Origin of the sequence: Neobacillus drentensis (genome assembly GCF_021560175.1) — a bacterium.
GTDB lineage: Bacteria > Bacillota > Bacilli > Bacillales > Cytobacillaceae > Neobacillus > Neobacillus drentensis_A.
In genome coordinates this window covers 2,968,272-2,984,077 of the sequence record NZ_CP091110.1, presented here as the reverse complement: position 1 = coordinate 2,984,077, position 15,806 = coordinate 2,968,272, and the positions used below count along the sequence as shown (strand labels likewise).

Here is a 15,806-nt window from a genome sequence, read left to right as displayed (position 1 = left end):
TGATTTGACATAAGGTGATGATAAAAATTATCTTACATGGGAAAAGCTTCTTGTTTTATGTGGATAGATGGACGTATCATAGCCGATTGATTCACAATTCCTAGCAGCCATTAGTTGAAACGGCAAAATGAATAATATCGGACTAAACACCTTACTTATAGGGGCAGCTAAATATAAGTCTTTACTTCTAAGAGTGATGGTTTGATTCGTGATGATAAATTGATGTTCGGTTAGCTGATCTAAGAAAGACCTGAAATTCTCGATTGATTGGATCTCTTCTCCTTCAGACGCAATCAAAAAAATATACTGCTTAGAGTCAAAGGCCATTTCGTATCCATGAAGCAGCTCTTCAAGTTCATGTGCAGAAAGCGGTTTATGAAAGGTTTCGTACATCTTTAAATAACCTTCCATCGCTGTCACGTAATTATGGCCGTAGCCTGCGATCGACCCTTTTTCCATGGTCATTAATTCATATTTGTTCCGCTTGTACCATTCTTCCATTTGTTGAATGGCAGATGGCAGTTGACTAATATCCTTTTCCAACGATTCCATTATGGTTTTATAATCAAGCTCTGATAGATTCCCAATCCGTTTGCCGATTTCAACAGCCATGAGGATGGATGTAAGTACAGTAGAGGTATATCCTCTTGTTTCAATCGGAATCTTCTCTTTCCCACAATTTAAATGAATCGATAATTTTGCTTCATTCGTGATGAAACTGTTTAAATCTTCTGTTAGTGCAACCGTCTGAATCCCCACTAGATTCCCTTTTTTCACCGCATTTATGGAGGATACCGACGTTCCGGACTGAGAGATAGCGATAAGCATGGTCTCTTCCTTCTTAAAATTTTTGCTGAGAATTTCATATCTCGAAAAAAAGGTAGGGATCGAAACCGATGTTTCGAAGTCTGTATATTGATCAAAATACATTTTCATTAATAAGGCCGCATGATAGCTTGTTCCAGATCCCGTCAAATACACTCTTTTAATTTGATTCTTTTCTATAAAGTTTAGTAACGGTATACATGTCTCATCTCTGGCGTCTAAGATTTTTTTTAGCCTATTGGGCTGATCGTAGATATAATCAATCATCTTCATTACCAATCACTCCTATTAACTTAGCAAATCCATTTCTGGTATACTTATTTAAAGATTCACACCTCCTATCATTCATGACTCATTTAATGAATGACAAAATAGTTAGAAAAAGGTAGTTGTAACTTCCTTACTGGAAGTGGATTTGTTAGATATTATGTATATACAAATATGAATATGTATATATTTTTAAAATTAATTTCTCCTCCTTATTATTCATTCAAAACCTCATCTAATGACTCAGCTATCGGAAAATATTCCTTACTTTATATGGATATTACTTCAATATGTATATACAAATGTGAATATGTATATAATTTTATTCTCTCTCCATCCATTAAAGTCTCATAATACTGTCAAGACGGAATAAACTATTATTGCGTAATAGAAAATTTTCAAAGAAAGGGGTCATAAATAGATGAAAACAACCCCAAAATATACAATAGTGGAAGATTATTTAATTAATAGGATTAATACGGGGGAACTAAAAGTTGGTGATCAGATTGAAACGGAAGAACAGCTAGCTGAACTCTTTGGTTACAGTAGAATGACCATAAATAAAGCGCTAAATAGGCTTGTTGAAAAAAAACAAATCACGCGGATTTCTGGAAAAGGCAGCTTTGTATCTTCCTCGCATGTTACCAAGTCACTGGAAAGTCAATCTAGTTTCACAGAAGATATGAAGAGTATTGGGCTTTTACCAGGATCTAAGCTCCTTACCTATGAACTAATAAAATCGAACGAGATCCCTGTCATCTCAAAAAAGTTAAATTTAAAAGAAAATATTTTTGTTCATCATTTTGTTCGATTACGGACCGGAAATGGTACTCCCATCGCTATAAGCTATAACTATGTATCTACGGAAGTCCTGCCTGCCATCAATGTAGAATCTTTAAATCATTCCTTTTATGATTACTTGAAATCTTTAGACTATACTGTACTTGGCAGTGAATTAGAGATGGAGGCCGTTTTGCCTACCACTGAACAGAAAAAACTATTGCAAATTGACCAAGGGGCCATTCTGAAATCAAAAGCGATCACTACCGTTTCGTTTGATGGTAAGGAAAGCATACTTGGTTATTTTGAGACTTTTTATAATGGAAATATCTATACATATAAATTTAATAAGTAATTTATCAGAAGTAGTTGGATATCTCCTTATAAAGAAAAAGGGTGAACACCTTTAACTGGTGGTTCACCCTTTTTCTTATCCTCCTACATATTGTTATCTTTTGTTTTGCAGCAGCCTTTTTAAATTTCCTGAATTTGTGATTGAAATGCTTGATTTCCCAACAAATTCCCTTAATTTTTCTTACCTAAATTATCAAGTCAACGAATAGAACACACCTAAAAGTGAACCCGTTAATTAAATCCTTGGTTCTTTCTATTTTTCAAGTTCGTAAACCAACAAAAAATAGAGGTATTTACACCCCCTTACTCTGAAAAAAGGTCAAGTTTTACTTTACCATCCTTTGCTATTAGTAACCCGCCTCCATTTGAATCACTGAGCACAACTGTATAATCACTTGGGATGTTTGATGAATATCCTACGAAAACCTCAATAAATTTCTTCCATGCCTCCATATCCTTTTTGCCGCCAAATTGTTCAGGTTCTATATATAGGATATCTCTGTCATGTAGTGTAAAATCCAACTCTTTATTCTTATAATCAACTTCTAACGTACATCCCATAAAAGGAACTTGTTGGATTTTCTCTATATATGGAGCCATTCTTTCTTCTTCCGCATTCGCTGCAGTTTCTTCTTGTGCTTTCTTTTGTGCTTCCTTTTCTACTTCCGCTTTCTTCTTTTCTACTTCCGCTTTTTTCTTGGCTGCATCATCAGCGCGTTTCATCTGAACGGTGTCCTTAGCTAGTTGTTGTTCATCGCTAGACCAAGATGTCCAATCGCTTGTCGACTTTTTAAGTTCAGTGAGGTCCTTTTCAGTACTGCTCACCTTACTTTGGTAAGTACTTAATTTGTCTTTTAAACTAGCAATCTCTTGATTCTTAGCGATTGGTTGAGATAACGTTGTTCCTATTAATAATCCGGCAAGTACCAAAATGCCAGGCTTGCTCCACTTGAGCCACTTGTTTTTAGGTTCTTTCTTTAAGTTGATCGTACTCATGATGTAAATTCTCCTCCTAAAATATTGTGATTTCTTTTGTAAAACCTAGTGCAGAAACCACTACTTCCTCCAATTGATATTTAACGCGACAATACTATTTTGACCCTCTAGATCAATATTATTTCCATGAAATTCCATTTTTTAGAGATATCATTAGGAAATTAGAAATGAACATTTAGTAGTGGTATCTAAAAAATTTGTGTTGTTGATTCGTAAAAACTTACAAACAAATCATTTATCATTTGATTTCATAGTACTATTATAACAGTAATAACTATAAATTTAATTGATTCCCTATAATTGGAAGTAAGTTTTCAAACAATCAAAATAGCACTACTATAAACTAAAAAATTTTCACCTATAAATGTCACTCCAAAAGTCCAAACAAAATGAAAAAGGGCGAACACCTTCTGCTGGTGTTTCACCCTTTTTCTTATCACCTATATGATGGGAGAAATGAAGAAAAGCCTCCATTTCTAAAGGTTCACCGAGCAATTTTCCCTTACCAAAGCCACTCGGTACAAAGTTTATCACATTAATTACTAAGTTGTTTTTTTATTTCCTTAAGTTCGGACCTTAGAGCCTTTACTTGCTTAGAATTATCAATGCCAACACTAACTGCATATGCAATGATAAGAAATAGAACAACTAAACCAATAAAACCATAAAATATAGTTAAAATAATCCCCATAACTTTGTCACCCCGAAATATATAAACTATTACAACATTACCATAAAACGGTAAATAAGTGACATATATTTTTCCTATGCTCTTTTCGTATGCAAATTCCTCTGAAGCTTTTCAACTAGACTGCCCTGCCCATTTTGTACAAAAAGAAAAGCCGCTCTCGAATGATGGCAGCATTCCTCTTCAAAATTAGTTTTTATATATAAAATCCAACTATTATCCAACAATTGTTATACGAAGAAAGACAGGACCCGCATGGAATCCTGCCTTCTTGAAGGGGAATGCTCCTTATTTTCGTTCGCTTAGGTCTCTTTCTTTGATAAACACCTCATTTTTTAAAATGTTAGTGTTTTGATAAAGAATGATCTTTGTTCAAGCTAACCATCCCCTTGTTTCTTTATATGTTTTTCAACGTATAATGATCGGATGACGGTAGAATGTTAGGAAGCTGATCAATTGAAACGGAACTTGTCTGCGACAGACACCTCATTTCAATAGTTGATGATTTTCATCATCACTTTTTGTTCCCCTTCGAATAGTATAATGCCCGTTTTTGCGGATAATTATTAGTGACAGCTAGAAAAATAAAATTTACTTTTTTATGATACGGTTGTTCCGCTCATTAATGATTCACAACACCGTTGGTTGCAAGCGGCCATTCTGGTCCTTTTTTTAGGTTTCCTGTAACGAGGATGGAACCAAGAATGACGATTAGCGCACCGATAGCAAATTGTAAGCTAATTGGGGTGCCAATAAAGATCATTTCAGTTACGATCGCCCAAAAAACATAGGTATTATTAAGGGATTGACCTTTAGCCGTACCGATTAAATGAATGGATGTGTAGTATAAAGAATAGTTGGCAGTGCCTAATAAACCTGCAATAACAATGATCCATACGATGTTGGATGACGCTACTTGTAATGCGAAATGATGTCCATGCAGGAATGGAACAATTAATAATCCATAGCAGAGTGCAGAGGTCATCTGTCTTATATTAACCGCATATAGTGGAACGACCTCTTTTCCTTTCATTCCCCAGTCACTAATCACTCCCTCTAATCCCCAAAATATGGCTGCACCTAATGCAAATAAAATTCCAATGTAAAAGTGACGATCGACGGTAACATCCGATGGAGAATATGCTAATATAGTCACGCCGACTATACTCAAAAATACGCCGACCCAAGTTTTCTTTCTCGCTTTTTCCTTCAAAAAAAGGAAAGCAAGCAAAGCACCTATTCCAGGGAATATAGAAGAAATACTTGCCGCATAAGTTACTCCTACATATTGAATACTAAGAAAATAAGAGGTCATGGCCAAAGGACCGCCAGCCAATCCTCCTAAAACTAAAATCGCTCCACTCTTTGTTTTCAGTAATTTTAATACATTCTTAAATTCGCCCTTTACAATCATTAAAATTGATATCCAAAGTGCTGAGAAAAAGTCATGCATGAAAGCGGCTATAATTGGTGCAAGTAACACATTCTGTTTAAACGGTGTACTAGCAATTATGATGCCAATGATCACCGTGTCGATTCCCCAAGTAATCGCTGAAGTTCCACCGAGGAGTGTACCCATTCTAGCTTTTTTAATCTTTTTTACATTCATTAACTTAACCTCTTTTCCAAAATCATTTCCTGGAAACCGGCCAAATTAATCGTCAGCTTTTTTTCTGACGAAAGATTCCACTTACTATTAAATTATCAATCTCACAATATATCTAACCTTAGATATTTTTGGTTCCTTATATTGTGAGGATCGGAAAAGGGATATGCATGTTGCATTTGTTCGCCCCACTCGAAAATACAGAATGGCCGAACTGTTCCCTTCCTTTGCCGGCTGGAAATGTATTTTTTAAATTTGTCTGCACAGAATAAAGACTTTTTTAAGTCAAACAATAGTAGGCTCCAAATGTTGCTTCACTATTAGTTCCTGATTTTGATTTCCCTGTGCATGATCAGGCAGTACTATCATATAGGAGGGTAAAGAAGATTGTTTACACAATATAAACAAAGAAAAATACACCTCAACCTAAAAGCTGAGGATATCCAAGATTTTTTAAGGTTTTCCAATACCTAATTTGTAAGGATATATATATAACCGGGGATATGGATTTTCAGTATGTACCGAAAATGGTTTTAAATAAGATTAATGGATGGAAAAGGAGCCCATTGATAACTATCCATAGAGGATTAATACAGGATAATAGATTAAGTGAGCAAAAACATACACGTTTGGTGAGGTTGGCTTTGTTGAAAAATCCCAAAAGGTAACTTATTTATTATACATATTTTTATTCCTCCGTGTCAAATATTTTGAGACTATTTATAATGGTAATATTTATACATAGATAAATTTAATAAATGAAATTATCACAAGTGTTCGGATATCCCCCCACTATGAGGTCACTTCCATAAGTCTAAAATTAAAAAAGGTGTACACCTTCAATAGGTGTAGCACCCTTTTACTAATCCCTCACCTTATTCATAAAATCTTTCGTTAGTGGTTGGGCTACGCCTATAGTAAAAACGCTAGATTCAAAGTAAAGATTCTAGCGTTTTTACTGATTATCTGATTTTCTTATTAATCTACTGGACGGTTTTCGAAATCGTAGTCCACTGAAGCTGGACTTACATGTGCACGATTAAGAGCCGGTGTATCGGGACGTACAATTTGATAGGCTGATGCTCCAACAATTGAAGCAACTTGCTGCAGTTTTTCTTTACTGATATGTTCTAGCGTATCTGTTGGCTTGTGATACTGAGGTTCAACAGGTGAATGAATAAATAAAGCAGAAGGTATGCCCACGTCGTGGAATGGCTGATGGTCACTTCTTCCTAACTGTCCATACGGCACTGCCACATCATACATTCTCGATGAGGCCGACGCTCCTAAGTCTGTAACAAGATTTTTATGACCGTCAATGGTGTACATAATTAGTCCACCTAATGGATGATCTTCTCCTGCCTCTGCCCCGCCAATCATATCCATTTGGAAGTGGGCAACCATGCGGTCGGTATCACTCTGTGGAAGCTGTGATACATAATAGGATGATCCCTTCATCCCTCTTTCTTCAGAACCGAATGTCAGGAAGCGGACTTCTGTATCGATTGGAGTATTGACAAAAATTCGTGCCAACTCCAATACGGCGGAAACTCCGGAAGCATCGTCATTTGCTCCTGGTCCATTAGGAACGGAGTCATGGTGCGCACCGATTGTGACAATCTCGCCTGTATCCTTGTTCTTGTTAGGCTTTAATTTAGCCTCAACCACATAGGATGTTTTCTCTATCGTTTGGATATCGACATCTAAGGTGGCTGTAACAGGACCGTTCTTTAATTTTTCTACCAATTCTTGCCCTTGTGCTTGGGTAATAGCCACGGCGGGAATTTCCCCATTAGCTTGGCCAAAGTTATTACCATTAGGACTGTTGTTATACGTCAGTATCCCAACTGCCCCTTTAGCAGCTACATTCTGCACTTTTTCAGCGAATGTTATATCTCCCCGCACAACCAAGGCAATTTTCCCTTTCACTTCATCCGGAACCGTGCCAGCTAATGCTTTTCCAACATTAACGAGCTCTGCCGTTACATTCCCGCTCCCACTGCCGCTAAAGGCACGCCCATTTAAATCTACTCCGTCAACAATAGCCTGTTGTTTTTTTGTCTTATAATCATAGATCGGAAACGGTATTCTTCTCGTTTCTAGTCCCAAGCTCTTAAACTGGCCCTCTATGTACTCAACCCCGCGAACCTCTCCCTCGGTACCCGCTTCCCTAGGCACTGATGATAGATACTTAATCGTATTGTACATATTCTCTGCACTGATTTTTTTGATAACCTTGTTGTCAAAAGCTGTGGATGCTTGTGCATGTGGGGCACTATTTGTCTGAGCATACACCACCCCTGATGATAAAAGCATACCTGTTGCTAGGACCGTGATCATCGTTTTCCTACGAAACATGAAATTCCCCCTTTGATAAAGTGATACTTTTCCATTATTCCAAATTTAGGAATTATAGTAAATAATAATCGTTTTACAAAATCATAGAAATTCCGATATAATGCGCTAAAGACTGAATCCCCACCACAAGAATTCGTGATTATCAGGTGCTATTCACTGAACAAAATGTATTTGTTTAGGGATTTATGCAGCTTTCCTTTATAATAAGCTAGAACTCTTTGTTACCTTGTTTCTTACTATATACTTTTAAATTATCATTACATAGAGGTGTCACAATGAAGGAAATGCAGACATTTTTAAAAAAATATCATGAAGAAATGAACTGGGAAATTTCTAATGAAAGTTATGAGAAAACACGGGCTTCCCTCTTGAACAACTATATGCTCTTAACCACTGAGGTAGCTGAAGTCGCTGAAGAACTTAGAAAAGCTTTTAATTTCACCCATAGCCATATTTTAAATGGAATGAAGGATAGTGAAGCTTTTGATTTAGCGAAAGAAAATGCAAAGGAAGACTTAGGGAAGGAATTTGCTGATTGCTTAGCCTATATGATTAAATTTGCCAATTACTTTGAAATTGATTTGGAAGAAAGCTTTTACAAAAAAATGGATGAGGTCAAAAACCGCAAAAATAGGGATGTTAGTTTGTCTAGAAAATAAAGGTCTTCAAAATTAGTAGTCCTTAAGCCGATATATCAAAACCGCTATAAAACTTGCATGGTTTACAACTTAACAAAATAAAAAAACAAAATGGACTAATCAGTGATTTGATTGGTCCATTTTGTTGAATTTTAACACCCCAAAAAAATCATCTTTATTGAGATCTCTTATCTTAATAAAATAAAACCTCATCAAGTAATTAAGGATGATATTAAGCTATTACGTGAAGTATTCAAAGTAAATCCCTCCACATTGCAGTTTAGTATTAAATGAATAACACTAAGGTTATTTGACTCAATTTTCCTTCTACATTAATTTATTTCGATTCTCCATTTGAGGCGGTTCCTCAAGCCATCCGTTTTTAATCATAATCTCAACTCCTTCTCTTCCATATAAATAAATATCTTTTCCTATTAATGCTGATTTCATGGCAATATCATTTCTTAATGTGAAAAATAATCCAATGCTAGTTCCCACCATGCCAAAACCATCGAGATAGTATATACAAGACATCATGAGTTTATCAGAAAATGGTGGGATTGTTGAAGTAGTTACAGTGCTTCCAGAAGTAGCAGAGAATTGAACATCGCTTTCTAATAGAGTATCTGTCATTTCTTTTATTTGTTTTTTCGCAAGTTCTTTACCTTTTAAAAAATATTCTTTAACCTCTTTGTTCTGTGCACATTGGGCAAAACCCATTATTAGTTGCAATCCAATATTATTTGTCTCAATTCCATGATGGAGAAATCCTATTTCAATATCATTTAAAACCCTTTTATCACTAAATGGGTTAAACCCACTCCTGTAGTTTATGCTTTCTATAAACTCAGTTGATTTCGGCATCGTAACTTTTGGAGGAAGAGCAAGAATGCCTTTTTGAAGCAAATATTGAGTAGATAAAGTATAAATATCTTGAGTAACACTAGTAAGTCCCTTGTAAATCTTCGTAACATCATCATTGTAGGACATATTCATACTTATCGTGTACAAGCCCATGCTTAATTGTTTTAAAACGCGGACAAACATAATATCAAATCCATTGTCGAATAATTTGGGGGCATCCAAATTAACGTCTTCTTTTTTAAACCCTACAGGAAAAGCAATTCCTTGTTGTTGAAATAGATCTTCAATTTGTAAAACATAATAATTTAACTGTTGCCACAAGCCTCCCAAAATATTCTTAGCTTCCTCATCATCCGCATTTTTTTTAAAATATTCCAGTATTCTCAAAATAAGGGTTTTCTGACGATAAGTAAGCCAAAGTGTTCCAATCTCTGCTGAACTAATTGCCTTTTTATTATTCAAAATGTTAATCCTCCAGCTGTTTTAAATAATTTCCCAATTATATTATTCCATTTACCTTATTTTTTATAAGAGAGTCAATAGTTAGTCCTATAAATAAAACATGATTGGTAACCAAATAAGTCCAAACCTTGTAAACATAATAAACTTTAATTTTAACCTTAGGTTAATCTTTCTAAGTGTTCTAACATTCCTGCTATGGCGACCTATTTCTACCCGATTAGGGCGGACACTTTGTTCCGTGAAGTTAGTCTAACCATTCTCCATACCTGAATAAAAGTTGATGTAAAGGGTAATATACTTCTAAAACATGTATGAGGTGATGGAACATGATCAAACAAGAAGAAAAGGAAACGTTAAGAGAATTAATCAAAGACATAGACACGGCCATGCTGACCACCATATCGGAGGAAGGGCTTGTTTCTCGTCCTATGAAAACACAAGAAGTAGAGTTTGATGGTGACTTATGGTTTTTTACAAAAAAAGAGACTGATAAATATGAAGAAATTTTAGATGATCAAGAGGTTAATGTGGCTTATGCAGGTAAATCCTATGTTTCCGTCCGTGGACGAGCTGAAATCGTTGAGGATTTAGACAAGAAGAAGGAATTGTGGAGCAAAGCATATGAGAAAATTATGCAAACTTCTTACGATGATCCTAACGTTGTCTTGATAAAAGTAAACGCGGAAGCAGCTGAATATTGGGATACCGGTAATTTCACGAAGAAAATAGCCTTTCTTTATAAACGGATGACAGGCCAAAGTTCTCAATCGACAGATGTTAATGAAACGGTTGAATTGAATCAATAACAGAAAAAATGGATTGTCTGTTTATCGGACAATCCACTTTTTTGCTTTTTACCCATTCCGTACCTGTAACAGTACGCATTGCTTGATGTTTTACAGCTGCTTGAACGTCTTCAATTACATCCTGACCTACAATAACACTTCAAGATCTTCTAACATTACCTCTAGAACTAGCTCAATAAGTCAAAAAGGCTGCCTAAATGACAGCCTCGACCTACAACTATTAGACCCTTGTGACCTTCTAGTAAAATGACACAGTTTTTGCTCATTTACTACACATTTTTATATTCGAAATAAACGCTTCTAATTCCCTATATAAATACAACATTTTCCATGTTATGGTTAAATTACAATAAAATTATTGGGAACTTTTCGACTTTTCTTAGTCCCCTCCCTATTAAGGAAAAGAGGATGTAAGAATTTGACTTTAGCCCATACGAAAATTTTGTTAGAGACCTTGAGACAATACCATAATACTGAGATTTATTTAACCTTCAAAAAAGAAGATCAAACACCAATCTTGTCTGTGTGCTTTAAAAATAATGAATATGAAATAACCTATCTCAAGACTAAAAATATTCAACATCATCATCACCTTGAATCTGTACTAACAGTTATTTATGGATTGTAACCTGGCTAACAGCCTCGAAAGCCACTCGCCAAAATCCCCCTTCTCACCTCAACGCGGATCTAGAAGCCTGCCTTTGTTCGTGTTACGACTCAACATCTGTTTTGTTCTTCTCAGCAAACCATACAAATTAAAACTTTTTCTTTTTCGTCCAGTAATTCAAAATCGTGGTGATACATATTGAACGACCCCGTTGTTACACAATTTGTGTTAAATACGACCTAAAAAAATAAATACCTTCTTAAACTATCCTGCCACGTTAGCGGAACAAGAAAAGCCACTGCTCTTATAGAACAATACATCCAGTTAGTGAAGAAAAAAATAAGTTAGACTTCTATCGTCTTTTAAATTCCAATCCACAAAAATATCTGTAACTGGCTTTTTAAAAATTTCATCAAAATGTCCATGTTGGTAGAAATATTTTTTTTCCAACTTATCCTTTGTTACTAGAAGCGCTTGTTCATAACCGTTTTCAATCAGTGCTTTTTCAATCGGAACTAATATTCCATAACGTTTTACCAGATACAGCTTCGGAGTTATTTGAAAAGCTTCGATTTTATCTGGTTTTTTTTGTACTAAAATACTTATACGTTCAACCTCAGCAATAAAATCCTTATACTCTGGAAATTGTTCAACCGATTTAAAGGAAGGGATTTCTTTTTCAAAAACAGCAGTGATCATGCCAGTATTATTAAGATAGTTCCAGTCATGATAGAGGCTTTGGACATCCTGTTGAAATTCTAATTCGAGAATTCCCTTCAACTCTGTAAGGATTGTTTTCATAACAACATTTCGTGAAATCTTAGCATTGTCTATGTCTTGGTTCTCAATTAGAACATTTTCAATTGGTGATAGAAATCCTCGTATGTAGAAAATAAGAAAATGACTTCTTGAGAAAGGATAGCAGGAAAGTGGACCCTTACCAAAGTTTTGTCTTAATAATTTACTAACAAAACTGCTTATTTCCATTATTTTTTGGGTTGGAGCAGCCATGTATGAGAATCACCGCCTAGAAAAAGCATATATAAATCCTGTTAATAATACATACCCAAAGAATAAAACAATTCTACCAATTTCTTAAGATTTTTTTCAATTGTATTCCTATTACAACTCTGGAACTTGTAGCCCAAAGTTTTCCCATTTCAGAGGATGTAAAGGGTTGGGTTTCATCTAATTCGTTTGGACTTAATTTTATTGGTTTCAACACATTCATTGGATTTAATTCTTTGTCCCTGGTCAATACTAATCCTATTTTCCCTTATTTTCGTTTACGGTCCACTGGATAATAATTTAATTCCAATAGCCATTTTCTTAAACTATTCTGTCCATCTAGTACAATATTTCATTTTTTCTTCTAAAGTGAGGCAATGAGCCCTTAAATCCGTGTTCTCATAAAAAAGGGATTACAACTTTTTTCAAAGCATTATCCATCATTTCCCTTCCACTGGATGCCATTTTCCTTCTCCTTTTCCTGTTTCGATATTCAATTATTCTACCCTGAAGTCAATAAAAAAGGGGATCCTACAGTCATCACAAATCTTCAGCTCTTGGTTAGTTGAATCTATACTTAAATGATTAGTTCCTATTTCTTTTCCATATATAATTAGTAATTTTTACAATGGGGGGAGTTTGCGTGTTACAATTAAAGTTGGTCAGGGGATTGAAGCTCGTGGCTAATTTTTTACCGAGGATGATTATTTGTAATGAACCTAATTCCTATCTTTCTCCGTGAACTTGAACGATTAAAAAATGATTATTCAAAATGCGGTATTCCGCAAGTCAAAGAAACGATTCAAAGTGATATAAAATTATTAATTGAAGCGTGTGAAGTCTTGGGAGAAGAAGAGAATTAGATGGTTATACAACCTTATAGAACATTTCTTGAAATAAGCCGAAAGATACTCGGTTTATTTTTTTTTGGTCATCTTTCAATTTTTTTCTTTTTCAACTAAACTGCCAGTTAGTGCAACAAGCCAGTAACCTGGCCCTTTCGTTGAACAAGAAAGGCAACCAGTTATTGGAAACCAGTTTAATTGGTGTATAATAGTGGGAAGAAATTGTATTTTAACGGGGTGGGATTGAAAATGAAGATTTTATTTGATGAAACTTATACTTCAAATGACGGAAAGCGAACTAGCAGGAATATTTGGTATGGAGATGCTGATCTAACTGTTGATGGTGAATATGGAAAAACCATTAATCTTAATGGAGATTTTATGGATGATTTATGCGAAATCATAAAAAAAGACTACTCGAAAAATGCAACAAATAAGCCTACCGAAACAAACTGGTATATTTATGGAAGTGGTGTCACCCAGGACGCTATTGAAGCCAATGTCCGTCCGTCCATTATGGTTCGTGAGAGGTCTGATGAGTTTATAACTAATTTTAATATCAGTGACCACGATTTTGCTGTAAATATTGATGCTATTTTGTTGTTTAAGGCGGATTTTGAAAAACGATTAGCTAGTCTTTGAGGAGAAAAAGTGTTGGTGGATTTAAATATATATAGGCTCGGTTCCTATTTATTGGAATCGAGCCTATTTTTTCTATTTATCTTCGAATGTTAGCTTATTCAACTAGTGCACATTTATCTTTTATTTTGCCTCAAGGCTTCTATAGTATTCTTTCAACATCCCTTTCTCCAGTACACACCAATACGGAATAAGTAATCTTTTAACTCACGAATCTATTTAATAGTTACTGTAAATAATTATTCAGAAGACTATTGATTGACTGATTTATTTCATTTATGTTAGGATTTTCTACTTTCGTATCGTTAATGCGATAGTTCCTTTTTAGTTTAATAATTCTTTCTATACTTTCATTTAATCTTTGTTCGGAGATTTCCCCATTTTGAACAGCAGTTTTTAAAGAGGAGATAATCTTTACAACATTATTATAGTCATGCCCTACTAAAATAATATCGCTTCCTGCCTTTACTGATGCTACCGATGCTTTACCAATATCAAAATGTTCTGTTATAGCTCCCATTGTCATATCGTCCGTTATGATGACTCCTGTAAAACCAAGTTGTTTTCTAAGAAGATCCGTCATGACAGCTTTTGACATGGTCCCTGGATTCGTTTTATCTAATTGAGGCAATAAGATATGAGCGACCATCACAACATCTGCACCTTGATTAATCGCACGTTCAAACGGTATTAACTCTAGTTCTTTAAGTTCCTTAAGGCTTTTATTTACAATTGGAAGGTCCAGATGGGAATCAACTGATGTATCTCCGTGTCCAGGAAAATGCTTAATTGTCGTGATAACGTTCTGAGACTGTATCCCTTTCATCGTTTGAACCCCAAGTTTACTTACTATTTCCGCATTGTTCCCAAATGATCGATCCCCGATTACTGGGTTATTCGGATTGCTGTTAATATCAATAACAGGTGCAAAATCGAGATTTAAACCATATTCTTTTAATTCACGACCTAAAAGTGTTCCGACTTTATAAGAAAAATCGGGATTATTTACCTGTCCAATCTGTTTATTTGGTGGAAAATTAACAAGTCCGCCTGGCAATCTTGTCACACGTCCACCCTCTTGGTCAACACCCAGTAAAAGCGGTAAACTCGAACTATTTCCAGCTTTCAGTTGATTCACAAGTTGAATCACTTGTGCAGGGGTTTCAAAATTATATTTGTAAAAAATAATTCCCCCGACATGGAATTGGCCTATTAATTGTTTTGCGTTCGCATCCATTGTAGTCCCGGAAACCCCAGCAAAAATCATCTGGCCAATTTTATCTTCTAAGCTCAGTTTAGAAATCACCTCTGAAATGGATTGATTTCCTGGTTGATTTGGTTTTTCGACTTGTATTTGTTGATTTGGTTCCTTTTCAATCTGTGTAAAGAGTGAGATATGGTCAACTTTAGGATTTGGCTCTTGCTCTGTTTTTACCGGTAAAACCCATAATAAATCAGTAGTAGCCGTTGCATGATAGACTAGTATCATTTGGTCAACAGTTGAATTTTTATAGTATCGAATGGCATCGGGTTGTCCACCAGTTTTCTCAATTTCATTTAACGAGATATTTTGTAGTTCCGAATCATACGATCGTATATCATTTACAGTCTGATCGGCATAGCCGATTGTAGCATGATGACTTTCGTATTCCTCATATCTGCCTTTAGTAGTTTCCGAAATATGGTCTGATTTTCCCCATACTTGATTTACTTCCTTCCATTCTGTTTTACCAGAAACAAAGGAAATGTTCGGAACCTTGCCTATCTTAGATAAGGAAAACGTTTCCTCTACTAATTTCCCATGATTTGAATTCTGATCATTCTTCGAATCCACTTTTCCGGAAGATTGAGTTTCGGAGGGTTGGGTTATAATTTGACTTTCTTTACCTTTCTTCGTCTGTTCGCTACTATTTTCTTTGATTGCATAATAATAAACGCCAATGATTAAGGCTAAAATTAAAATTAGAATCGTAAAAATAAGTAGTTTATTTCGCGATTTCCTATGTCTTTTCATACTCCAATTCCCCTTTCTAACTTTTCGTTTTTAGCTTTTATGACATTTT

The 15,806-nt window shown here is 35.2% G+C and carries 13 protein-coding genes and 1 pseudogene; 5 read left to right on the top strand and 9 right to left on the bottom strand.

What is annotated here, in order from left to right:
* Nucleotides 1–27: 27 nt before the first annotated feature.
* On the bottom strand, nucleotides 28–1,098 hold the full coding sequence (locus L1999_RS13950) for an SIS domain-containing protein (RefSeq protein ID WP_235744091.1): 1,071 nt from the start codon (nucleotides 1,096–1,098) through the stop codon (nucleotides 28–30).
* A gap of 415 nt (nucleotides 1,099–1,513) precedes the next feature.
* On the opposite strand from L1999_RS13950, the gene L1999_RS13945 reads away from it, so the two are divergent.
* A complete protein-coding gene (locus tag L1999_RS13945) occupies nucleotides 1,514–2,227 on the top strand; it encodes a GntR family transcriptional regulator (RefSeq protein WP_235744090.1) in 714 nt (237 codons plus the stop codon).
* 302 nt (nucleotides 2,228–2,529) lie between these two features.
* Here the strand turns inward: L1999_RS13945 and L1999_RS13940 are convergent, their stop codons facing one another.
* The 4 genes from L1999_RS13940 to L1999_RS13925 form a co-directional block, all read right to left on the bottom strand.
* A complete protein-coding gene (locus L1999_RS13940; RefSeq protein ID WP_235744089.1) occupies nucleotides 2,530–3,222 on the bottom strand; it encodes a hypothetical protein in 693 nt (230 codons plus the stop codon).
* A gap of 535 nt (nucleotides 3,223–3,757) precedes the next feature.
* A complete protein-coding gene (locus tag L1999_RS13935) occupies nucleotides 3,758–3,913 on the bottom strand; it encodes a hypothetical protein (protein ID WP_235744088.1) in 156 nt (51 codons plus the stop codon).
* 619 nt (nucleotides 3,914–4,532) lie between these two features.
* Nucleotides 4,533–5,519: a DMT family transporter gene (locus L1999_RS13930; RefSeq protein WP_235744087.1), complete on the bottom strand. Its 987-nt coding sequence runs from the start codon at nucleotides 5,517–5,519 to the stop codon at nucleotides 4,533–4,535.
* Nucleotides 5,520–6,494: 975 nt separating this feature from the next.
* On the bottom strand, nucleotides 6,495–7,874 hold the full coding sequence (locus L1999_RS13925; RefSeq protein WP_235744086.1) for a M28 family peptidase: 1,380 nt from the start codon (nucleotides 7,872–7,874) through the stop codon (nucleotides 6,495–6,497).
* A gap of 275 nt (nucleotides 7,875–8,149) precedes the next feature.
* Between L1999_RS13925 and L1999_RS13920 the strand changes: the two genes are divergently transcribed.
* Complete coding sequence (locus L1999_RS13920; protein ID WP_235744085.1) at nucleotides 8,150–8,533, top strand: MazG nucleotide pyrophosphohydrolase domain-containing protein; 384 nt, start codon at nucleotides 8,150–8,152, stop codon at nucleotides 8,531–8,533.
* Between the two features lie 306 nt (nucleotides 8,534–8,839).
* Here L1999_RS13920 and L1999_RS13915 read toward each other — a convergent pair whose 3' ends face one another.
* On the bottom strand, nucleotides 8,840–9,838 hold the full coding sequence (locus L1999_RS13915) for a DUF3231 family protein (protein WP_235744084.1): 999 nt from the start codon (nucleotides 9,836–9,838) through the stop codon (nucleotides 8,840–8,842).
* A 326-nt stretch (nucleotides 9,839–10,164) separates the two neighbouring features.
* On the opposite strand from L1999_RS13915, the gene L1999_RS13910 reads away from it, so the two are divergent.
* A complete protein-coding gene (locus tag L1999_RS13910; RefSeq protein WP_235744083.1) occupies nucleotides 10,165–10,644 on the top strand; it encodes a pyridoxamine 5'-phosphate oxidase family protein in 480 nt (159 codons plus the stop codon).
* A gap of 46 nt (nucleotides 10,645–10,690) precedes the next feature.
* Here L1999_RS13910 and L1999_RS29865 read toward each other — a convergent pair.
* Both L1999_RS29865 and L1999_RS13905 read right to left on the bottom strand, forming a co-directional pair.
* Nucleotides 10,691–10,783 (bottom strand): annotated as a pseudogene (locus L1999_RS29865) (NAD(P)H:quinone oxidoreductase, type IV); the annotation flags it as partial.
* 792 nt (nucleotides 10,784–11,575) lie between these two features.
* Nucleotides 11,576–12,262, bottom strand: a complete 687-nt coding sequence (locus L1999_RS13905; RefSeq protein ID WP_235744082.1) for a Na-translocating system protein MpsC family protein — start codon at nucleotides 12,260–12,262, stop codon at nucleotides 11,576–11,578.
* A 710-nt stretch (nucleotides 12,263–12,972) separates the two neighbouring features.
* On the opposite strand from L1999_RS13905, the gene L1999_RS13900 reads away from it, so the two are divergent.
* Nucleotides 12,973–13,122 carry a hypothetical protein gene (locus L1999_RS13900; protein ID WP_235744081.1) on the top strand — a complete coding sequence of 50 codons (150 nt, stop codon included), beginning with the start codon at nucleotides 12,973–12,975 and terminating at the stop codon, nucleotides 13,120–13,122.
* Between the two features lie 231 nt (nucleotides 13,123–13,353).
* Complete coding sequence (locus L1999_RS13895) at nucleotides 13,354–13,746, top strand: hypothetical protein (protein WP_235744080.1); 393 nt, start codon at nucleotides 13,354–13,356, stop codon at nucleotides 13,744–13,746.
* Between the two features lie 223 nt (nucleotides 13,747–13,969).
* Here L1999_RS13895 and nagZ read toward each other — a convergent pair whose 3' ends face one another.
* On the bottom strand, nucleotides 13,970–15,757 hold the full coding sequence (gene nagZ / locus L1999_RS13890) for a beta-N-acetylhexosaminidase (protein ID WP_235744079.1): 1,788 nt from the start codon (nucleotides 15,755–15,757) through the stop codon (nucleotides 13,970–13,972).
* Nucleotides 15,758–15,806 lie beyond the last annotated feature (49 nt).